Origin of the sequence: Acinetobacter sp. AL9, assembly GCF_041464035.1 — a bacterium.
Lineage (GTDB): Bacteria > Pseudomonadota > Gammaproteobacteria > Pseudomonadales > Moraxellaceae > Acinetobacter > Acinetobacter towneri.
Genome location: NZ_JAYFSK010000042.1, coordinates 1 through 20745 on the forward strand (window position 1 = coordinate 1; position 20745 = coordinate 20745).

General features: G+C 41.2%; 20 protein-coding genes, 1 tRNA gene and 1 pseudogene. 13 read left to right on the forward strand and 9 right to left on the reverse strand.

Annotated features, from left to right (window positions below):
- Window positions 1–119: pseudogene (locus tag ACEO2X_RS09945) on the forward strand (IS30 family transposase); the annotation flags it as partial.
- A gap of 25 nt (window positions 120–144) precedes the next feature.
- Window positions 145–876: a hypothetical protein gene (locus ACEO2X_RS09950; RefSeq protein ID WP_178318547.1), complete on the forward strand. Its 732-nt coding sequence runs from the start codon at window positions 145–147 to the stop codon at window positions 874–876.
- A 79-nt stretch (window positions 877–955) separates the two neighbouring features.
- Here the strand turns inward: ACEO2X_RS09950 and ACEO2X_RS09955 are convergent, their stop codons facing one another.
- Window positions 956–2728 carry an alkaline phosphatase gene (locus tag ACEO2X_RS09955; protein ID WP_371971960.1) on the reverse strand — a complete coding sequence of 591 codons (1773 nt, stop codon included), beginning with the start codon at window positions 2726–2728 and terminating at the stop codon, window positions 956–958.
- Window positions 2729–2937: 209 nt separating this feature from the next.
- Between ACEO2X_RS09955 and ACEO2X_RS09960 the strand changes: the two genes are divergently transcribed.
- Window positions 2938–3023 (forward strand) — tRNA-Leu (locus ACEO2X_RS09960).
- Window positions 3024–3142: 119 nt separating this feature from the next.
- On the forward strand, window positions 3143–3568 hold the full coding sequence (locus ACEO2X_RS09965; protein WP_371971961.1) for a hypothetical protein: 426 nt from the start codon (window positions 3143–3145) through the stop codon (window positions 3566–3568).
- Window positions 3569–3593: 25 nt separating this feature from the next.
- Here ACEO2X_RS09965 and ACEO2X_RS09970 read toward each other — a convergent pair whose 3' ends face one another.
- The 4 genes from ACEO2X_RS09970 to rlmE all read right to left on the reverse strand — a co-directional run bounded on the left by ACEO2X_RS09970 (window position 3594) and on the right by rlmE (window position 7705).
- Window positions 3594–3908 (reverse strand): DUF5713 family protein, encoded by a 315-nt coding sequence (locus ACEO2X_RS09970; protein WP_131260668.1) that lies wholly within the window; start codon window positions 3906–3908, stop codon window positions 3594–3596.
- Between the two features lie 91 nt (window positions 3909–3999).
- Window positions 4000–4854 (reverse strand): dihydropteroate synthase, encoded by an 855-nt coding sequence (gene folP / locus ACEO2X_RS09975; RefSeq protein WP_207973931.1) that lies wholly within the window; start codon window positions 4852–4854, stop codon window positions 4000–4002.
- Between the two features lie 174 nt (window positions 4855–5028).
- On the reverse strand, window positions 5029–6918 hold the full coding sequence (gene ftsH, locus ACEO2X_RS09980) for an ATP-dependent zinc metalloprotease FtsH (protein WP_004972155.1): 1890 nt from the start codon (window positions 6916–6918) through the stop codon (window positions 5029–5031).
- Between the two features lie 136 nt (window positions 6919–7054).
- Window positions 7055–7705 carry a 23S rRNA (uridine(2552)-2'-O)-methyltransferase RlmE gene (rlmE, locus tag ACEO2X_RS09985; protein ID WP_004972157.1) on the reverse strand — a complete coding sequence of 217 codons (651 nt, stop codon included), beginning with the start codon at window positions 7703–7705 and terminating at the stop codon, window positions 7055–7057.
- A 297-nt stretch (window positions 7706–8002) separates the two neighbouring features.
- Between rlmE and yhbY the strand changes: the two genes are divergently transcribed.
- A complete protein-coding gene (yhbY, locus tag ACEO2X_RS09990) occupies window positions 8003–8326 on the forward strand; it encodes a ribosome assembly RNA-binding protein YhbY (RefSeq protein WP_004972158.1) in 324 nt (107 codons plus the stop codon).
- 6 nt (window positions 8327–8332) lie between these two features.
- Complete coding sequence (locus ACEO2X_RS09995) at window positions 8333–8872, forward strand: DOMON-like domain-containing protein (protein WP_019836762.1); 540 nt, start codon at window positions 8333–8335, stop codon at window positions 8870–8872.
- A 125-nt stretch (window positions 8873–8997) separates the two neighbouring features.
- Here ACEO2X_RS09995 and ACEO2X_RS10000 read toward each other — a convergent pair whose 3' ends face one another.
- Window positions 8998–9480, reverse strand: a complete 483-nt coding sequence (locus tag ACEO2X_RS10000; protein WP_167845852.1) for a hypothetical protein — start codon at window positions 9478–9480, stop codon at window positions 8998–9000.
- Between the two features lie 323 nt (window positions 9481–9803).
- Here ACEO2X_RS10000 and carA point away from each other — a divergent pair, with 323 nt between their 5' ends.
- The 6 genes from carA (at window position 9804) to ACEO2X_RS10030 (ending at window position 16478) form a co-directional block, all read left to right on the forward strand.
- A complete protein-coding gene (gene carA, locus ACEO2X_RS10005) occupies window positions 9804–10943 on the forward strand; it encodes a glutamine-hydrolyzing carbamoyl-phosphate synthase small subunit (RefSeq protein ID WP_154320968.1) in 1140 nt (379 codons plus the stop codon).
- A gap of 15 nt (window positions 10944–10958) precedes the next feature.
- A complete protein-coding gene (gene carB / locus ACEO2X_RS10010) occupies window positions 10959–14189 on the forward strand; it encodes a carbamoyl-phosphate synthase large subunit (RefSeq protein ID WP_004972166.1) in 3231 nt (1076 codons plus the stop codon).
- A gap of 82 nt (window positions 14190–14271) precedes the next feature.
- The gene (greA, locus tag ACEO2X_RS10015) at window positions 14272–14748 is read left to right on the forward strand and encodes a transcription elongation factor GreA (protein WP_004972169.1); all 477 of its coding nucleotides are present in this window, start codon (window positions 14272–14274) and stop codon (window positions 14746–14748) included.
- A 113-nt stretch (window positions 14749–14861) separates the two neighbouring features.
- Window positions 14862–15074, forward strand: a complete 213-nt coding sequence (locus ACEO2X_RS10020) for a hypothetical protein (protein WP_004972171.1) — start codon at window positions 14862–14864, stop codon at window positions 15072–15074.
- A 135-nt stretch (window positions 15075–15209) separates the two neighbouring features.
- Complete coding sequence (locus ACEO2X_RS10025; protein ID WP_180072213.1) at window positions 15210–15848, forward strand: CatB-related O-acetyltransferase; 639 nt, start codon at window positions 15210–15212, stop codon at window positions 15846–15848.
- 189 nt (window positions 15849–16037) lie between these two features.
- Window positions 16038–16478: a universal stress protein gene (locus tag ACEO2X_RS10030; protein WP_004972175.1), complete on the forward strand. Its 441-nt coding sequence runs from the start codon at window positions 16038–16040 to the stop codon at window positions 16476–16478.
- Between the two features lie 154 nt (window positions 16479–16632).
- On the opposite strand, the gene ACEO2X_RS10035 is transcribed toward ACEO2X_RS10030, so the two are convergent.
- The 3 genes from ACEO2X_RS10035 to ACEO2X_RS10045 all read right to left on the reverse strand — a co-directional run bounded on the left by ACEO2X_RS10035 (window position 16633) and on the right by ACEO2X_RS10045 (window position 18919).
- Window positions 16633–16968 (reverse strand): MGMT family protein, encoded by a 336-nt coding sequence (locus tag ACEO2X_RS10035; RefSeq protein ID WP_004972177.1) that lies wholly within the window; start codon window positions 16966–16968, stop codon window positions 16633–16635.
- 84 nt (window positions 16969–17052) lie between these two features.
- Entirely contained in the window at window positions 17053–17958 is a 906-nt protein-coding gene (locus ACEO2X_RS10040) for a neutral zinc metallopeptidase (protein ID WP_371971966.1), read from the reverse strand.
- A gap of 34 nt (window positions 17959–17992) precedes the next feature.
- On the reverse strand, window positions 17993–18919 hold the full coding sequence (locus ACEO2X_RS10045) for a DUF808 domain-containing protein (RefSeq protein WP_004972181.1): 927 nt from the start codon (window positions 18917–18919) through the stop codon (window positions 17993–17995).
- Window positions 18920–19125: 206 nt separating this feature from the next.
- On the opposite strand from ACEO2X_RS10045, the gene trpS reads away from it, so the two are divergent.
- Window positions 19126–20139 carry a tryptophan--tRNA ligase gene (trpS, locus tag ACEO2X_RS10050; protein WP_004972183.1) on the forward strand — a complete coding sequence of 338 codons (1014 nt, stop codon included), beginning with the start codon at window positions 19126–19128 and terminating at the stop codon, window positions 20137–20139.
- The last annotated feature ends 606 nt before the right edge of the window (window positions 20140–20745 follow it).

The window sequence follows — 20745 nt, forward strand, 5'->3', positions numbered from 1 at the left end:
CAAACGAACAAATAGAGCAGATAGAATTTGCACTCAACCATCGTCCTAGAAAAACACTAGGTTGGTATACACCGAGTGAAGTTATGGCTGGTTTTTATACTGTTGCACTTGCCGCTTGAATCCGCCATATTCAATGATGCCTCTATGAACCCTAAACAAGCGCTTCTTGATTTGCAGCAATTGCAACAACAATACCCTGCTGCATTTAAAAGAAATATTTTGTTTTATGGTTTTATTCAAAGCAAAGGCATGCTGGATGATTGGAAAGAAATGATTCCATGGGTCTTGGCCTGCCTGATTTTTATTCCTATTTCAATCAGTCTGGCGCACGGGATTCAAAACTTTGCACCACAGTACGATGCCTTTCAAGCCAAGGCATTGGCGATTTTAGCCATCATGTTAGGTTTTATGCTGCTTCTACCTTATGTGTTGTATCAAATTAAACACAGTTCGGCATCGTGGTATCAACTACAGCAACATGCCACCATAAAAATAGCAGTATTGATTCTGCTACAAGCGGTAAATTTCGCCTATTTTCAGAGTGCAATTCTGCAAGGGATTTTATTCTTTTTCTGCATCAGTTTTGGTTTTGTACGTTTCTATAAAGAGAATATGTTCCGTGACCACATAAGCCTTGAACAAAAATATTGCTTAACGCAATTTCGCCGTGCTGCGTATTGGTCATATCGTCAAGCTGCTAAAATTCAATATCGGATGTATTTTTCCAATAAAAATAGCCCTCGTTTTGCCCAATTGAATCAGCAATATCAACATGCAATTCAGTTACATCAACAACTGATGCAGGCTGAACACAATTTATGTAAAAGGATTAAGTACATAGATTTAGATAGTTATATTCAAGATAAACTCGATTAAAACATCACGCCAAACATCAGAAAGATTATCAAAAAACCGAGCAACTTAGGCTCGGTTTTCTGTAAATATCAGACTGATTTTAAGCAGTTTTAGCGACATCAATGATTGGTTTTAAGTCTACACCATACTTCTGTTGATGACCACGCGTATCATCGAGTTTGTATTCACGTGCCTTAACCGTATCTATAAACTTCCAATCTGCAACCACTTGCGCACGATCAAAAGTCACCGTTAAATAACCACGTTGATTTAAGTTGCAATAATCCAGTTCATCAATCAGTTCTTGAAAGGCATATTCCAACGCTGCCATTTCGTCTGCAGGCACGTTTAAGTAATACTCAATTCCGGGCGATGATACCGAGCTGGTCGCGAATTCCAACCCAACCTCATGATTTGTTTCATGTGTATGCAAGGTTGCAGCCCAAGCATTGTGAGTATCACCTGCCAACACCACTGCTTTTTTCCCAAGTTGCTGCAATGTCCCATACACAACTTCTCGCTCGTAGGCATAACCATCCCAAGCATCGAGGTTATAAGGTGCAACCGCATACAAACGTGCCTTATCTACTGCTGTCAAAGTTGGATCATTCGCTTTTAAACGCAATTTCAGCGTGACCAATTCTGTAATTTTCTGCTTCATTTGTGCAAGTGTTTCAGGTTGCTGATCACCATTGGTGATTTTCGCTAAAGGCAATAACAGTTCTTGTGGAATCAGCATTTTCGCCATCAACACTTGTTTAGCCAAAACATTCCAAGTAGCCTTAGACTGCCCCAACTGCTTTTGCAACCATTCTCGTTGAACTCCACCCATCAATGTGCGTTGATCACTAAATAAATCTGCCTGAAATTTAGCAGCATCAATACCTTCTGCCGTCATATAGTTAGCATAATCTAATTGCTTATGACGCGCCAAAATACGCGTATCCAGCATCATCAAATTCACCAAACCACCAAAATCAAACTGGCGATAAATATTCAAATGATCATTTTCTGCAACTGGACGAATTGGCATCCACTCGAAATAAGCCTGTAATGCCGCAATTTTACGTTCTATAAAGCTGCCTTCACCTTCTTGATGATTATCTGCACCCGCTTCCCAAGTATCATTACTGAGTTCATGGTCATCCCAAATGACAATAAATGGATGGCGTTGGTGAGCAGTCTGCAAATCAGCATCGGTACGATATAAAGCATAACGTTTACGATAATCATCTAACTTGATAATTTCTTTATCATTGTCTGCAGCAAAGGTACGTCCTAACTGTTTTGCATCGTCAGTCGCGTAGCCACCTTGTCCATATTCATAAATATAATCACCCAAGTGAATAATCACATCCAGATTGTTTTCCTGTGCCATTTCTTTATACACATGAAAATAACCTGCGGGATAGTTCGAGCAAGAACAGACCGCAAATTTCACTTGATCGCTGCGTTGTGGCAAGGTTTTGGTCTGTCCTATAGCAGAAACCGTATTACCAAAGCGGAAACGGTAATAATATTTAGTCCCTGCCTGTAAACGATCTGCGTCCACTTTAACAGTAAAATCTTGCGCTGCGCTGGTTTGTACTTTGCCAGTATTTACCAATTTCTTAAACGCCTCATCGCTGGCAATTTCCCAAACCACTTCAATGCATGCTGCCATGTCACTTGGCGTTACACGTGTCCATAAAATGATACGATCATGCAGCGGATCACCACTGGCGACACCATGCAAAAACTGCACCTTTAATGCATTTTCTGCTGTATTTTCATTGTCATCACCACATGCAGTTAATGCGACTGGCAATGACAACGCCCCAAAACCAGCCAAACTTTTTTGAATCAGCTCTCGGCGAGTTAAGCGAATGTTCATGAATATTCCTTTTATTTTTCTTGAGCGCTCAACATAGAAATTTATGATTTCGCTTTGATCTCAAATTCATGAAATATTGATGACAAACAGCAGAAATATACTGCAAACCGAACTTTTTTCAAGCTAATAAGTTGAATTGATTGAAAAGAAAGCAATTGTAAATAAATTTACTTGCCAAGATTTATTTCGTCCTCTATTATTGCGCACATGCCCGAGTGGTGAAATCGGTAGACACAGGGGATTTAAAATCCCCCGCCCTCAAAGCGTGCCAGTTCGAGTCTGGCCTCGGGCACCATTTTTATGAATCAAATCATTCAAATGGTGCAAATAAAGAACTCCAGCATTAAGCTGGTTTTTTTATGCCTAAAAAATATAATATTGAAAACGATAACACTTATGTGCCGATGATTTGAAATGTCTCTACAACGCTTTATCTTCTCTTTCAAATGGGTGATCTGTTTATGCTGCTTGCTCAGTTTTGCAAGCCATGCACAAAATCCCAGCCTTGAGTCAGCAACCGAATCCGTAAACCCAATTGAAACTGATGCAGAATTTTATGATGTTTTTGCAGGAACATTGCAATATAAAAATCAAGAATTACAATTACGTCGTTGCAGCTTAGGCAACAATTTATATTTATTAAATTTCCAAAATCCTGAAGAAGAAAAGCAACTCAAAACTTTGCTGCAACAAAATACAAAGTTTTGGGTCAATTTAATTGCACAGCCGAATGAACATAATGGGCTATATACGTTGAATGTTCGGGAAACTGCAGAACTACATACACAGCAAAGTTGCCATTTGGATGATGTTTTAGATGATTTATTGAATCACCCATAAATTAAAGCTGAAAGAGAGTGACCTATCACCACTCTCTCGTTGCAATCAACTCTTCCATTTCAATCTCGAAATAGCCTTGATCTTGCAGCACCATCATCATCGCCTCAGCAATATAATCTGCTGCGGTATCGTCCAAATCTGAATCCAGATCTTCAAATTGTGGTTTCATTTTATTGATGGCTTGCACGGTCTGATCAGCAAAATGATAAATATCCGTTTCAGATAAATTGGATTTAGACACGTGTTTTGCAAACTGTTGAATCAGTTGTTTTAACTCAGCAACTAAAATATCAGGATAAAATTCATCATCAAACATCGGGAGAAGTAAATCTGCAAACATACAGGCACTCAAAAATACAGAGATTCAAGCGTGCCTATATAGCATAAGCAGGGCTTTAATTCTAGCTTCGCCCCAAATCTATAAACAGCGATTAATTTGCTAACAGCATTGCTTGCCAGACTTTAATGGCATCAGACATAGCCTTAACATCATGCGCACGCACCATACAAGCACCTTGCTGAATACTGAGTAAATGTGCCGCTACAGAACCAACTGCACGCTGTGTTGGCTCTGCCCCACCCAAAGCTTCACCAATAAAGCGTTTACGAGACAATGCCGATAAAATTGGATACCCCATACCATTCAGTTGATACAACTCATTTAACAATTTCAAGTTCTGTTGTGCATTTTTAGCAAAACCAAAACCCGGATCAATCATGATATTTTCAGGCTTGACCCCTTCCGCCAAAGCATCAGCGACACGTTGCTGCAATTCTGCAATCACATCTGCTGTGACATCATCATATTGATCTAAATTGTTCATGGTAGTCGGTTCACCACGCATGTGCATAATAATCACGGGAATATTTAACTCAGCGGCTGTGTGCAACGCATTGGGGCGGGTCAGCGCACGTACATCATTCCAGATATGCGCCCCTGCAGCTACGGCAGCACGAATCACTTCGGGCTGTGACGTATCAATCGAAAGTACCACATCATAAGCAGATAAGGCTTCTACCACAGGAACCACACGACGAATTTCTTCTTCTACACTCACAGGACTAGCTCCTGGACGTGTTGATTCGCCGCCAATATCAATCACGGTTGCACCTTCTGCCATCATTTCCAAAGCACGCGCCACAGCAGCATCTTTTTCATTATGTCGCCCACCATCACTAAACGAGTCTGGTGTCACATTTAGAATTCCCATCACATGCGGCTGAGATAAATCTAAACGCAAACGTCCACATTGCAATACGCGCTTGGGTAATGGCATCAGCTGCATGCTGGTCTTCCTTTCAATTTGAAAAGCTTATTTTAACAAGGGTAATTTTAAAGATGTTGAATTCTTTTCAGTGCGCTTCAACATTACCAATATTCCTGTTGCAACGGCGCATAAACCACACGAATAAAAAAAGAGCCTTTATACAAAGACTCTTTTTAACATTATGTGAACTGATTAGCTCGCTGGTAATGGTGGCGGTGTGCTTGGACCATCGGTTGGTGTTACATCAATCACAGGATTGTCTGCAATATACACCTTCGGTGGCTGTGGCTCACGACCTTCCATAATGTCACGGATTTGGTCACGATCAATGGTTTCCCATTCCAACAATGCTTTTACCATTGCGTGGGCAATGTCTTGGTTATTTTCCAAAATATCGCGGGCAACTTTATATTGCTCATCAATAATACGACGAACTTCAGCATCCACTTGTTGCTGGGTGGCTTCAGAAATGGTACGGCTGCCTAAACTACCCATGAATGATTGTTGTGTATCGTCTTCATAGACCATTACGCCTAACTTGTCAGACATACCGTATTTGGTCACCATCGCACGTGCTAATTTAGTCGCACGCTCAAAGTCATTCGATGCACCTGTCGACATTTGATTAATAAAGACTTCTTCTGCAATACGACCACCAAACAAGATAGACAAGTCGTTCAGCATTTTGTCTTTATAATGGCTAGTTTGGTCATGTTCAGGCAATTGCCATGTCACACCCAATGCCCAGCCACGCGGCATAATCGTTACTTTATGCACAGGGTCTGTACCCGGCAGCATTTCAGCAACAATCGCATGACCTGCTTCATGATAAGCCGTTGCACGACGTTCTTCTTCACGCAGCACCATCGACTTACGTTCAGGGCCCATATACAACTTATCTTTAGCATCTTCAAAGTCGTGCATATCCACCGTATTTTTATTACGACGGGCAGCAAACAATGCAGCTTCATTCACAAGGTTCGCCAATTGCGCACCAGAGAAGCCTGGTGTACCACGTGCCAAGACTTTGACATCTACACCTGTAACTGAAGGCAGTTTTTTCAAGTGAACATTCAGAATTTGCTCACGACCTTTAATGTCTGGCAAGCCAACCATTACTTGACGGTCAAAACGACCTGGACGCAATAAAGCTTTATCCAGTACATCGGCACGGTTTGTCGCAGCGATAACAATAATGCCTTCATTGCCTTCAAAACCATCCATTTCAACAAGCATTTGGTTAAGTGTTTGCTCACGTTCATCGTGACCACCACCTGTACCTGAACCACGGTGACGACCTACCGCATCAATCTCATCAATAAAGATGATACATGGTGCATGGCGTTTAGCTTGCTCAAACATATCACGAACACGAGAAGCACCTACACCCACGAACATTTCAACGAAGTCAGAACCAGAAATGCTGAAGAATGGAACTTTGGCTTCGCCTGCAATGGCTTTGGCCAATAAGGTTTTACCTGTACCCGGTGGACCTACCATCAACACACCTTTAGGAATAGTTGCACCTAAACGCTTGAATTTAGCAGGGTCTTTTAAGAAATCTACAATTTCAACCACTTCTTGTTTTGCTTCGTCACAACCTGCTACATCGGCAAATGTGACTTTAATTTGGTCTTCAGACAACATTTTGGCTTTAGATTTACCAAAGCTCATCGGGCCGTTTTTACCACCTGCACCGCCACCCATGTTGCGCATAAAGAACATGAATAACAAAATGATTAAAAGTACAGGGAAACTTGCGATCAATAGTTGCATTAACAAACCTTGACGTTGAGGTGCAGTACCTTCAACAACAACGTTGTTTTTAATCAGATTCGGCATCAGTTCAGGGTCTTGAACTGCTGGACGAATGCTTTCAAAGGACGAGCCGTTGACTTTTTCGCCACTAATTCTTTCGCCATCAATTGTGACTTGCTTAATTTGACCAGCATTCACCGCTGTAACGAACTCTGAATAGTTCATTGCAGTTGGCTTTTCACTGTTATTGATGTTGCTGAAAATTAGAATCAGCACACCAAGTATAATCAGCCACAATACGGCATTCTTGAAGAGATCGCTCAAAGCTTTATTCCCATATCAATCTAATTTGATCATGCCCGTTACTGGGTGACCTTTCATTCAAAAAGCTGAAGATCAGCTAGACAATTCATTAAAAACGTACAAAATGCACAATTTTTAACGGCTTGGCAAGTAAACTTTATTTAGACGCTTTTTTACGTCCTTGTCCAATAAGGAATACTTCTTTGGAACGCGCCCGTGAAGCAGCGGGTTTTGCTGTCTTTAGAACATCAAAACTGTCCACGACCTGTTTACGAAATTCGTCAAACCCCGAACCTTGGAACACTTTGACCACAAACTGGCCATTGGGTCCCAATACACGGTTGGCAAAATCGAGCGCCAACTCGCATAAGTAAATTTGACGCGGTTGATCTACAGCTTTATTACCTGATGTATTGGGGGCCATATCGGAAATTACAACGTCTACCGTGCGTCCGTTTAAAATATTTAACAATTTTTCGAACACTTCTTCTTCGCGGAAGTCACCTTGTAAAAAGGTCACATCTGGTAATGCGTCCATTTCCAAAATATCGGAAGCGATCACCAAACCTTTGTCGCCGACAAGTTTCCCTGCGATTTGCGACCAACTGCCTGGTGCTGCTCCCAAGTCCACCACCGTCATGCCCGGTTTGATCAGTTTATATTTTTCTTGAATCTCAAGTAGTTTGTATGCAGCACGTGCACGATACCCTTCTTTTTGCGCTCTTTTCACAAAGGGATCATCTAGGTGCTCTCTCATCCACGCACGACTACTTTTGGATAACTTTTGGTTGGTAATGCGTGTTGCCATAACTCTCTTAGTAACGAATAGCCATCTAAATTGCGATTGTACGTGAAAATTAGCAAGCTTGCAGTAGACATCTGTATCTAAATGCCAATAACTAACAAGTTTTTTCTATTAAATCCATCGCTTATTTCTGTACTGTGGCATAAAAAACCTCTCTCATCACTAATGGATAAACCTAAGCAAATGTTCAATTTTGATATTTTTGTACTGCTGCAAGATCGCGGATTATTTGCATAGAATTTACAGCGTTTCAAATTGGCTTTTGTTATACTAAGCCGTTTTTAAAATTAGGTTATCTTTATGGCGGCTCTCTCTATTCAGGAACGCAAGCGTTTACGTCAAATTGGTCATGCACTTAACCCTGTAGTGATGGTTGGCGGTCAAGGTTTGACTGAAAATGTAATTGAAGAAACCAACCGTGCTTTAAACGATCACGAATTGATTAAAGTTAAAATTGGTGGTGAAGACCGTGAAGTACGTGCAGCTGTAATTACTGAAATTGCTGCAGCAACAGGTTCTGAAGTGGTACAAACAATTGGTAAAATTGCTTTACTTTATAAAAAAGCAGCAAAACAAAATGCCAAGTTGTCAAATTTAGTTCGTCACGCTCATTTGTCTAACTAAGCTTATATGGCAAGTTACGAACTCAGCGCCTTTGATCGTCAGTTTCAAGCGATTTCTTTGGTCGGTGCAATTGAACAACAAAGTCCGTTTAGCTTAAATGTAGGTTATTGGCTGCGTGATCCGAATCAATGGGTCGAATGGCCTGCATTGGTGGCTTCACATCCGCGTCAGGACTTTTTGTGGGAACAGACCTGCTTTGAAATTTTCATTGGCGTTCAGGGCGAAGATTTTTATCGTGAAATCAATCTCTCCCCTTCTCAAGCTTGGCAAGCCTATGCCTTTGAAGAATATCGTTATCCTGAGCAAATGCCACCTGTGGCCGCTTATGATATTGAGTTGAATCAGCTAAAACGTACGCATTACGGTTTAAATGTCAGTTTGGATTTAACCGAATTTATGCTGAAACATAAACTGAAATGGACAGATTTGTTTATTGGGCTGACGGCTGTGCTCAAAACCAGTCAAGGCGAGCAATTTTATGCCATGCAACACAGCAGCCCTGCCGCCGATTTTCACAATAAGCGCGATTGGCTACATCAGTTCTAACTGTGATTAATAGTAGTTTAGATTGAAACAACTAGTTTTTGGTTTGAGCAAGAAATTTAAATAAAAAAGTGAGGCGCATGACCTCACTTTTTTTTATGGCTGAATCAGCAACAGATTAAACTGGATTATGCTTGATCAGTTTCATCATTAGTTTCAGTTTTTGATGGATTTACTTTTTTCCACGCTTCTAGTGTGTGCTCTTTAGAACGCTTAAAAGTTTCAGCCAATTGATCTTTGTGTTTTACTGAAATGCTGCTGACATCTTCTTTCAACTCTTTACCAAGTTTAGAAAGATCTTCAATAATTGCGCTAAATTCAGTTTTTACAAAGTCTTTTAATTCGCCTAAATCTTTAGGTGAACTACCAAATTGTGCTTTTAAAGCTTCAATTTTTTGCAACACATCTTGTTTTAACTGACCCAATTGCTCTTGCACGCTGGCATTGAGTTGTTTTGCTTCGGCTTGAAGTTTTTCTTGCGTTTCCGCAACTACATCAAGCACCTGCTCTTTGGCATCATGCGTTACTTTTTCAAGCCTTTCAGCGCCTTCACTTACTGCTTTGATTGCACTGTTTTGTGGTTCAGTGGCTGATTTATCTTGTTCAGTCATTCGCTTTTACCCAAGGTCGTTGTTGTTTATAAATTAAGCATAAGGCAATTTAGACTCAAATGGGTTTTGGATTGTCTAACAATCGTAGATTGCTTACATTTGGACTACACGCTAAAACATAAACCTAGCAAAAAAAGCAAGTCTTTTATCTTACATATTCGTTAGATTCACAATGGACTTTTGGCGAGTTCATGCGTATAATGCAATGTTAAGTTCAAGCGAGCAGACATAGGAGGGTAGGTTTAAATATTGACCTTCCTTTTTTTTCGTCTACTCGCTTTTTTACAGCCCTATTTTTGTGGTTTTAGTTCAGGAGCTTTGGTTTGAGCACCCCCGCCATTTTAGCCCTCGCCGACGGTACAATCTTTAAAGGTACGTCTATCGGTGCAACGGGAAGCACGACTGGTGAAGTCGTTTTTAACACTGCCATGACTGGCTATCAAGAAATTTTGACCGACCCGAGTTATGCACAACAACTTGTGACTTTAACTTACCCACATATTGGGAACACTGGTTGCAATGATGAAGATGTTGAGTCAGGTCGAATTCATAAAGTATGGGCAAACGGTTTAATTATCCGTGATTTGCCTTTATTACACAGTAACTTCCGTTCTACTCAATCTTTAGGCGAATACTTACAACAACACAATGTTGTTGCAATTGCCGATATTGATACCCGTAAATTGACCCGTATTTTACGTTCCAAAGGTGCGCAAAACGGTTGTATTCTTGCTGGTGAAAATATCACTGAAGAAGAAGCAATTGCAAAAGCACGTGCATTTGGCGGCTTAAACGGCTTAGATCTTGCAAAAGTATGCTGCGACCCTGAAGGTTTTGAATGGACTGAAGGTTCATGGGAACTTGGCAAAGGCTTTACTCAACCTGAACTTAAATATCATGTGGTTGCATACGATTACGGTGTCAAAACCAACATCCTGCGTATGCTCGCAGACCGCGGTTGCAAATTAACCGTTGTTCCTGCACAAACCCCTGCTGAAAAAGTCCTTGCGTTAAACCCAGATGGCATTTTCTTGTCAAATGGCCCTGGCGATCCTGCTGCATGTGACTACGCAATTGAAGCTGTAAAAACAATTGTAGAAACCACGAATACTCCTGTATTTGGTATCTGTTTAGGTCACCAAATTCTTGCACTTGCATCAGGTGCAAAAACAATGAAAATGCCGCACGGTCACCACGGCGCAAACCATCCTGTACAGAACTTAGAAACTGGTACAGTGATGATTACTTCTCAGAACCACGGCTTCGCGGTAGATGAAAGCACCTTACCAAGCAATGTATGTTCAACGCATCGTTCATTGTTCGATGGCACAAACCAAGGTATTCATCGTACAGACAAGCCTGCATTTAGCTTCCAAGGTCACCCAGAAGCAAGTTCAGGTCCACATGACTGCGCACTCTTGTTCGATCATTTCATCGAACTTATTGAAGCCGCTAAGAAGTAATTAAGGAGCGAAATAATGCCTAAACGTACGGATATTAAAAGCATCTTAATTATTGGTGCTGGTCCTATTGTTATTGGTCAGGCTTGTGAGTTTGACTATTCTGGTGCTCAAGCATGTAAAGCGCTGCGTGAAGAAGGTTACCGCGTTATTTTGGTAAACTCGAACCCTGCGACCATCATGACTGACCCTGCAATGGCAGATGCAACTTATATCGAGCCAATCACTTGGCAGACTGTTGCAGCAATCATTGAAAAAGAACGTCCAGATGCAGTACTTCCGACCATGGGTGGTCAAACTGCATTGAACTGTGCGCTTGCATTAGATGCCAACGGTATTTTAGCCAAATACAATGTTGAATTAATTGGTGCAACCAAAGACGCGATTGAAAAAGCCGAAGACCGTAAATTGTTTGATGAAGCAATGCGCAAAATTGGTCTTGAGTGTCCAAAAGCAGCAATTGCTGAATCTATGGAAGAAGCACTTGAGATTCAATCTCGCTTTGGCTTCCCTGTGATTATTCGTCCATCATTCACCATGGGTGGTTCTGGTGGCGGTATCGCATATAACAAAGAAGAATTCCTTGAAATCTGTGAACGCGGTTTCGATCTTTCTCCAACCAAACAATTATTGATTGATGAATCACTTATTGGTTGGAAAGAATATGAGATGGAAGTTGTACGTGATAAAAACGACAACTGTATCATCGTATGTTCAATCGAAAACTTTGACCCAATGGGCGTGCACACTGGTGACTCAATCACCGTTGCTCCTGCGCAAACTTTGACGGACAAAGAATACCAATTGATGCGTAATGCATCTTTAGCGGTACTTCGTGAAATTGGTGTAGAAACAGGTGGTTCTAACGTTCAGTTCGGTATTTGCCCGAATACTGGTCGTATGGTTGTGATTGAGATGAACCCACGTGTATCTCGTTCATCTGCACTTGCATCTAAAGCCACTGGTTTCCCAATTGCAAAAGTTGCAGCGAAATTGGCTGTGGGTTATACCCTTGATGAACTGAAAAATGACATCACAGGCGGTACCACTCCTGCGGCATTTGAACCATCAATTGACTACGTTGTCACTAAAGTTCCACGTTTCAACTTTGAAAAGTTCCCGCAAGCAGACGCGACTTTAACCACACAGATGAAATCTGTAGGTGAAGTCATGGCAATTGGCCGTAATTTCCAAGAGTCTGTAAATAAAGCGCTTCGTGGTTTAGAAACTGGTGCGTGTGGTTTTGACGAACAAATTGAAGTGGGTGCTGAAGGCGCACGCGACAAAATTTTAGTTGAATTAAAAGTTCCAGGCCCTGAGCGTATTTGGTACGTGGCTGACGCATTCCGTCATGGCTTTAGCTTGGACGAAGTTTTTGAAGCGACCAAAATTGACCGTTGGTTCTTAATTCAAATTCAAGACATCGTGAACACTGAAAATGAAATCAAAACTTTAGGTTTTGGTGATCTAAACGCTGACAACATCCGTTCGTTCAAACGTAAAGGTTTATCTGACCTACGTATTGCGAACTTGATGGGAATTTCACAAAAGCAATTCCGTAAACACCGTTGGAACTTGGGCGTAACCCCAGTTTATAAACGTGTAGATACCTGTGCTGCAGAGTTTGAATCTGACACAGCATATATGTATTCAACTTACGATGAAGAGTGTGAGTCGAATCCTTCAGCGAAAGACAAGATCATGGTGATTGGCGGTGGTCCAAACCGTATCGGTCAAGGTATCGAATTCGATTACTGCTGTGTACACGCTGCGCTTGCAATGCGTGAAGATGGTTTTGAGACCATCATGGTGAACTGTAACCCTGAAACAGTATCTACCGATTACGACACTTCAGACCGTTTGTACTTTGAACCAATTACTTTGGAAGATGTACTTGAAATCGTACGTACTGAAAAGCCAAAAGGCATTATCGTACAGTACGGTGGTCAAACTCCATTGAAATTGGCACGCGCTTTAGAAGAGGCAGGTGCGCCAATTATTGGTACATCACCAGATGCAATTGACCGTGCAGAAGACCGTGAGCGTTTCCAGCAAATGATTCAACGTCTGCAATTGCGTCAGCCTAACAACAGCATTGTAAAATCTGCTGAAGAAGGTATCGCAGAAGCAGCGAAAGTGGGTTACCCGCTCGTTGTTCGTCCATCTTATGTATTGGGTGGTCGTGCAATGGAAATCGTGTATAACGAAGAAGAATTGAAACGCTACTTGCGTGATGCAGTTCAAGCATCTAACGATGCACCTGTACTGTTAGACCGTTTCTTGGATGATGCGATTGAAGTTGACGTAGACTGCGTATCTGACGGTAAAGATGTGGTGATTGGCGGTATTATGCAGCACATCGAACAAGCGGGTATTCACTCTGGTGACTCAGCATGTTCTATTCCACCTTACTCATTGTCAGATGAAGTACAGGACGAAATGCGTCGTCAAACTGTTGCAATGGCAAAAGAGTTGGGCGTTATTGGTCTAATGAACGTACAGTTTGCAGTGAAAGGCAATGACGTTTATATCTTGGAAGTGAACCCACGTGCATCACGTACTGTTCCGTTCGTTTCTAAGTGTATTGGCGAATCATTGGCTAAAGTTGCAGCACGTTGTATGGCAGGTCAATCTTTAGAAGCACAAGGCTTTACTAAAGAAATTATTCCGCAACACTTCTCTGTGAAAGAAGCTGTGTTCCCATTCAACAAGTTCCCTGGTGTAGACCCTGTGCTTGGGCCTGAGATGAAATCTACAGGTGAAGTGATGGGTGTGGGCAAAACTTTTGGTGAAGCATTCTATAAAGCTGTGTTAGGCTCGAATGATCGCTTACCAGGAATCCCAACTGAAGGCGAAGTGAAACATGCATTTTTATCTGTACGTGAGTCAGATAAACCGCATGTGGCGCGTATTGCAAAACAATTGGCTGATTTTGGCTTCAAACTTGTTGCAACGGGTGGTACGCATAAAGTCATCACCGATGCAGGTATTGAGTGTGAACGTGTGAATAAAGTGACTGAAGGTCGCCCACACATTGTAGACCGCTTGAAAAATGGTGAGATTCACCTCATCATCAATACTTCTGAAGGCAAACAAGCTCAGCAGGATTCATTCTCAATCCGTCGTTCTGCATTGCAAGGTAAAGTGTATTACACCACGACCTTGAATGGCGCAGATGCTGTATGCCAAGCCTTAGCGATTAAATTACCAATGGATGTATATCGCCTGCAAGATCTTACTGTAGGTTAATACATTTCAATAAAGTCCCGTCACCTTTCGGGTGGCGGGCTTTTTTCATTTATAGACTTCAATATTTTTAAAGAGGGACAACATGCAACGTTATCCTATGACGCCTGAAGGTAAACACGCTTTAGAGCAAGAATTACAACAACTTAAATCGGTTGAACGTCCACGTATTACTGCAGCGATTGCAGAAGCGCGTGAACATGGCGATTTAAAAGAAAATGCTGAATACCATGCCGCACGTGAACAGCAAGGTTTCTGCGAAGGTCGTATCCAAGACATCGAAGGTAAATTAGGCGCTTGCCAAGTAATTGATGTTAAAGAATTGGAACAAAACGGACGTGTGGTTTTTGGTGTGACTGTGACCATTGAAAACCTAGACACCGAAGAGCAAAAAACCTACAAAATTGTAGGTGATGATGAAGCTGATTTTAAAATCAATAAAATTTCAGTGAATTCGCCTATTGCACGCGGTTTGTTGGGCAAAAATGAAGGCGATGAAGCCAAAATTGTCACTCCGCAAGGCGAAGTGGAATATGAAATTGTGAATGTAGAATATCTTTAAGTTTTAATAAAGATGACTACACGCGATGCCCCTCTTTGAGGGGTTTTTTATTGCCTATAAATCATACAGCCGAGCTTATAGATTATACTGCGATAAAAATAGAGGATAATAAGATGGAAAATCGCATCATTCATGCATTTGTTTATGCGCTTTCTGGGGCTGTGTTAGGACTGATTTTAATTCCAGTCTGGGGACTCTTTATCAATACACAAACCAGTCCTGTCAGTATCGTATTGGCATCATCACTCTTTTTTGCTATTTGGGGATTCTTATTTCCAAACAGTGTTAAAAATGTTTTTATGTATTTGTGGAATTTTTTAAGATAGATACTTTAAGCTTTCAAATCACTAAAGTGTAGTGGTCAACTAATATTTTGAACATTCCCTCTCCTTCTAGGAAAGGGCTAGGGAGAGGTTCAAAATTTCAGATATAATCCCCTCATCTCTCCACACGAAAAAACCATGTCCGAAACGCTGATTAATTCCCCTGTTAAACACTGGTGCGAATTTGAGTTCATCTCCAAAACTGTGAAAAACCCCAACATCCACATCAAAGGCAATTACTCTTATTATTCAGCCTATTGGGATCAGGGTTTTGAACGTTGTGTGGTGCGTTATTTACATGACAAACCTGCAACAGCAGACAAGCCAATTGATCAATTACATATTGGCAATTTTGTCTGTTTTGGTGCGGAATGCGTGATTATGATGGGTGGCAATCAATTGCATCGCAGTGACTGGGTTTCGGCTTTTCCGTTTGATACTCGCAGTTTTGTTGCGGCAGGTGATACCACAATTGGCGATGGCTGCTGGATTGGCAGTCGCGCCATGATTATGCAAGGTGTTGAACTAGGCGAAGGTGCAATTGTGGCGACAGGTGCAGTGGTTACGCAAGATGTACCGCCTTACGCTATTGTGGCAGGTGTGCCTGCCAAAGTAATTAAATACCGCTTTAGTGAAACAGAGATTGCTCAACTTTTGGCGCTAAAACTGTATGATTTTGATGAAAAATATTTACTGCAAATCCGCGAACAATTGCAGAGTAATGATGTCAATCAACTGATCGATTTTTTGACAAACACGCAAACAAAAAATGACTAAAACTTTAGTTGAATTGAAAGCACAGCTTCATAATTTCATGCTAAATTAAGGTGAAATAAGGACTTACAGCACTCAATTATCTTTATGAAATTACTGGGTTTTATTCTATATGAATTCAGCGTAAGATAAGACAGGACTCAGAGCGAATATTTTATTAAAGTATTGAAATTACAATAAGGAGAAACACTCATGGCTTACCAAAACATCCTCGTACCAGTGGACGGTTCTGAAACTTCTTTTGCCGCTGTTGCAAAAGCTGCTGAACTTGCAAAAGCATTTGGTAGTAAAATCACTGTGGTACAAGTACTTACACTTGACCCGTATATTGCTGCAGAATACATCACTGCAAACCAAACCAATGACTTGATTGAACGCGCTCGCGCTTCTATCGTAAAAACTTTAGAAGAAGCAAAGCAAAAATTCACTGAACAAGGTGTTGAAGCTGAAACTAAACTACTTGAAGGTCAAGTAATTGCACGCGAAATTACCAATGCTGCAAAAGACTTAAATGCTGACCTTATCGTGATTGGTTCACATGGTCGTACTGGCTTGAAAAAATTATTCTTAGGTAGTGTTGCGCAAAGCATCCTAAGCGAAGGCACTACACCTGTACTAGTTGTACGTCAATAAGATTGCGTGTTCCTCATTTCTACGGAAGTGAGGAACTCTCTTCTCTCATTCTGATCTCACTGTTTGTCTGAAATTTTATTTGCAGCATTGCATTCAGCAAATTTTCTCAGTATCACCATATCTCAATATTAAACGCTCGATTTAGCAGCTCAGTTTAATTCTGCCATTGGTATTGTTTTAAATTCACCTTCTCTGCAATTACCACAATCCCTTCTTCCTGTAATTTTAAAGTTTGTATATTTTCTCCTTGGGCGTTTAGTTTGCTTAGGCTAATTTTTCCTTGCGCATTAATCACCCGATGCCACGGCACAGTATGTTCTGCCGATAAATGCCTGAGGACATAACCGACCAAACGTGCATGTTTGGGCAGACCCGCTAGGCGTGCCACTTGCCCATAGGTCGCAACCTGACCTGCTGGAATCAAACACACCACGTTCAAAATCATGTGTGCTAATTCATCACTCGGTTTACGGCTTAACGTTGTTTGCATCTATCCACTCGCATTCATTTAGCCTATAAAAAAGGAGCGACTGGCAGCACTCCTTTTGTTTATAAAACTTGATTTTTAAGTCAGTTAAATTGCGGCATTGAATGTATCACAATCACTGATCAAGCCTGATTTTAAGCCAGTCTGGAACCATTGTACGCGCTGTGCACTAGTACCATGCGTAAAGCTATCAGGCACGACTTGCCCACGTGCACGTTTTTGTAAATAGTCATCGCCAATTTTATGTGCCGCATCCATTGCTTCTTCAATATCACCTTGTTCGAGGAATTGAGTACGTTGATGGTTATGATGCGCCCACACTCCCGATAAACAGTCCGCTTGTAATTCCTGACGTACCGAAAGCTGATTACCCTGTACTTCGCTGACTTGCTGACGTGCTTTATGCACTTGTTCTGAAATCCCTAAAATGGTCTGAATATGATGCCCAACTTCATGCGCCACCACATAGGCTTGAGCAAAATCGCCCGCCTGATCATTTCGGCTTAATTCAGTCTGATTTTGTTCACCACCAATGCCCATTTGCTGACGCATGGCTTGGAAGAATGAAGTATCAATATATACTTTTTGATCGGCAGGACAATAAAATGGCCCCATTGCCGATTGTGCCGTACCACAGCCAGAATTGACCACACCTGTAAATAACACCAGTTTAGGTGGTATATATTGGCTATTTAACTGCTGCTGAAACACTTGTGACCACGTATCTTCTGTATCGGCCAAAACAGTGCCCACAAACTCCATCGCCTCTTGTTGTTCAGGAGTTGGATTATCTAAACCTTTAGTTTCAGCACTTTGCGCATGTGAGGTGACTTGCTTGGTCGCTTGATAAGCCGATTGCGGATCGATGCCAAAGAACTTCCATGCAACAAAGGCCACCACTAAGCCCAAAATACTGATACCGCCCGCTTTTGCTCCACCGCCACCACGGCGGTCTTCTACATTCGTGCTAACTCGACGATCTTTCCAACGCATTATTCTTATCCTTCTCTTAAACTCTGATAATAGATTAAGCCGATTTAGACTTTGACCACACTTTTTGAACAAGTGCGACCACAATCACCACCAAGATGCCTGCCAAAATACCCACGACAAGGTTCATCAACATTGGCGTGACTGAACCTACAATACTGCCCATCGTTGGAATGTCTTGTACATACTCTACCGTATCTTCTGTGAAATGGTGCACAAAAGGAATAGCATGATTGATAATTCCTCCACCAACCAAGAACATCGCTGCAGTACCCACCACAGATAAAGTCTTCATTAAAATTGGAGCAAATGCCAGTAAACCACTCCCAATACGTTGTTTAAAATTGGCAGCTTGTTCTGTGAGGTATAAACCAATGTCATCAATTTTGACAATTAACGCAACGAACCCATAGACACCCACCGTCATGGCAATCGCAATTAAACTTAATACTGTCACTTTGGTTAGAAAGCCTGCCGCAGCCACAGTCCCCAAAGAAATCACCACAATTTCCGCCGATAAAATAAAGTCAGTACGCACAGCACCTTTAATTTTTTCGGTTTCATAAGCCGCAAGGTCTTGCTCAGTTTGAATTAGCTCAAGTTGCGCTTCTTTAGCCGTTTGGGCTTTTTTGTGTTGTAAGGTGTGCATGATTTTTTCCACACCTTCATAACTTAAAAATAGACCACCAACCACCAATAAAGGATTGATTAACCACGGCGCAACGACACTAATTAATAACGCGAGCGGTACTAAAATTAGCTTATTGATGAATGAACCTTTAGCCACACGCCATACCACAGGCAACTCACGCTCTGCACGTACACCACTGACTTGCTGCGCATTCAACGCCAAATCATCGCCCAAAACCCCTGCGGTTTTTTTTGCAGCCATTTTGCTCATAACTGCCACATCATCTAAAACTGTTGCAATGTCATCTAATAAAAGTAATAAGCTGCTCGCCATTGCGTTGTTATCCTTATATGATTTTCAAGTTATTTTAAAACTGAATTTATATAGGGTCTGTATTTACTTCATTAATTTTTACAGCAAAATTTTTTACAGCAAATTCTATTCAACTCACTTAAGGAAGTGACATTGAAAATTGTTATGCCTTACAATGTAGCAATTCATCGGTACATAGATGTCGTAGATACGACTTGGAATAAAAAATGAGTAATCAAGATAATCGTCCTGTGATTTTGACAGGCGATCGTCCAACTGGACAACTACATTTAGGTCACTTTGTGGGTTCTTTACGTTCACGTGTAGGTTTACAAGACTCACATCATCAACATCTGTTACTTGCCGATGCTCAAGCCTTAACTGACAATGCCGATAACTTTGAAAAAGTCCGTCGTAATATTATTGAGGTAGCAACCGATTATTTAGCGGTGGGGATTGATCCAACAAAAACCACCATTTGCGTGCAATCTTGCCTGCCTGCATTAAACGAACTCACCATGTTGTATTTAAACTTCGTGACTGTGGCACGTTTGGAGCGTAACCCAACCATTAAATCTGAAATTCAGATGCGTGGTTTTGAGCGTGATATTCCTGCAGGTTTCCTGTGCTACCCTGTAGCTCAAGCAGCCGATATTACTGCATTTAAAGCAACGGTCGTTCCTGTAGGTGAAGACCAAATTCCAATGATTGAACAGACCAATGAAATTGTGCGTCGGGTGAATCGTCAAATTGGTCATGACTTGCTACCTGAATGTCAGGCATTGTTGTCAAATGTCGGACGTTTACCTGGTTTTGATGGTAAAGCGAAAATGTCAAAATCACTGGGCAATACCATTGTGTTAGATGCCACAGACAAAGACATTAAAAAAGCTGTCAATGCAATGTACACCGACCCAAATCACCTGCGTATCGAAGACCCAGGTCAGGTTGAAGGCAACGTAGTATTTACTTATTTAGATGCCTTCGATACCAACAAAGAAGAACTTGAAGAACTGAAAGCGCATTATCGTCGTGGTGGTTTGGGCGATGGTACGGTGAAAAAGCGTTTGGAAGGCATTCTAAAAGAATTGATTGGGCCGATCCGTGAACGTCGTATCGAACTTGCTAAAGATCCTGACTACATTATGGATATTTTGAAAACAGGCACCGACAAATGCCGTGATATTACCCAGCAAACTTTAGATGAAGTGAAAGCTGGCTTGGGTGTATTCCGCTTCTAAGCATTTTGTAGATACAAATATTTTAAAGTCTCTTATTCACATGAATAAGAGACTTTTTATTTGAGTGAAAAATCAACATAAGATGACGTGATTCACAAAAAACACTTATTACTTACGTGATTTAACATCACGTAACCTGAATACTGCGGATTAGTATTTCTTCTCAGTTTAGTATACTTACATGCTTTAGGAGTAATCCTAATTTCATAACATTTCTCCGTTATCGAAGCTGTGAAAGCAGATTCGTTTTCATACGCAATGATCACCCCAATCATTGCGTATTTTTTTTATTTGAATCAGCTGTTTATACAGCTTGTTCAACAATAAAAAATCATTTCCCTAGATGCAAAAACTACTTGAACGGCTTTGTCGCACAAAGATTTCATAACTATATGATTTAAAAGTTTTGATTATTTTTTGATACAAAATTAAATTTATTTAAATCAGATGCTTACATATTTATGCAACAAAGCAATACCAAAGTAAGCATCCGGCTAACACAGCCTTACCAAGCGATCCTATAAGCCTTAATTTAGTTCCCACCTAAAAACAAGTGGGGACTTAATCCATGAACATGGATATATATTCAGCAACACCTCCTGTTGC

Coding starts and splice junctions, on each gene's coding strand:
- ACEO2X_RS09950 (WP_178318547.1), top strand. CDS start 145: ATGAACCCTAAACAAGCGCTTCTTGATTTGCAGCAATTGCAACAACAA.
- ACEO2X_RS09955 (WP_371971960.1), bottom strand. CDS start 2,728: ATGAACATTCGCTTAACTCGCCGAGAGCTGATTCAAAAAAGTTTGGCT.
- ACEO2X_RS09965 (WP_371971961.1), top strand. CDS start 3,143: ATGTCTCTACAACGCTTTATCTTCTCTTTCAAATGGGTGATCTGTTTA.
- ACEO2X_RS09970 (WP_131260668.1), bottom strand. CDS start 3,908: ATGTTTGCAGATTTACTTCTCCCGATGTTTGATGATGAATTTTATCCT.
- folP (WP_207973931.1), bottom strand. CDS start 4,854: ATGCAGCTGATGCCATTACCCAAGCGCGTATTGCAATGTGGACGTTTG.
- rlmE (WP_004972157.1), bottom strand. CDS start 7,705: ATGGCAACACGCATTACCAACCAAAAGTTATCCAAAAGTAGTCGTGCG.
- yhbY (WP_004972158.1), top strand. CDS start 8,003: ATGGCGGCTCTCTCTATTCAGGAACGCAAGCGTTTACGTCAAATTGGT.
- ACEO2X_RS09995 (WP_019836762.1), top strand. CDS start 8,333: ATGGCAAGTTACGAACTCAGCGCCTTTGATCGTCAGTTTCAAGCGATT.
- ACEO2X_RS10000 (WP_167845852.1), bottom strand. CDS start 9,480: ATGACTGAACAAGATAAATCAGCCACTGAACCACAAAACAGTGCAATC.
- carB (WP_004972166.1), top strand. CDS start 10,959: ATGCCTAAACGTACGGATATTAAAAGCATCTTAATTATTGGTGCTGGT.
- greA (WP_004972169.1), top strand. CDS start 14,272: ATGCAACGTTATCCTATGACGCCTGAAGGTAAACACGCTTTAGAGCAA.
- ACEO2X_RS10020 (WP_004972171.1), top strand. CDS start 14,862: ATGGAAAATCGCATCATTCATGCATTTGTTTATGCGCTTTCTGGGGCT.
- ACEO2X_RS10025 (WP_180072213.1), top strand. CDS start 15,210: ATGTCCGAAACGCTGATTAATTCCCCTGTTAAACACTGGTGCGAATTT.
- ACEO2X_RS10030 (WP_004972175.1), top strand. CDS start 16,038: ATGGCTTACCAAAACATCCTCGTACCAGTGGACGGTTCTGAAACTTCT.
- ACEO2X_RS10035 (WP_004972177.1), bottom strand. CDS start 16,968: ATGCAAACAACGTTAAGCCGTAAACCGAGTGATGAATTAGCACACATG.
- ACEO2X_RS10040 (WP_371971966.1), bottom strand. CDS start 17,958: ATGCGTTGGAAAGATCGTCGAGTTAGCACGAATGTAGAAGACCGCCGT.
- ACEO2X_RS10045 (WP_004972181.1), bottom strand. CDS start 18,919: ATGGCGAGCAGCTTATTACTTTTATTAGATGACATTGCAACAGTTTTA.
- trpS (WP_004972183.1), top strand. CDS start 19,126: ATGAGTAATCAAGATAATCGTCCTGTGATTTTGACAGGCGATCGTCCA.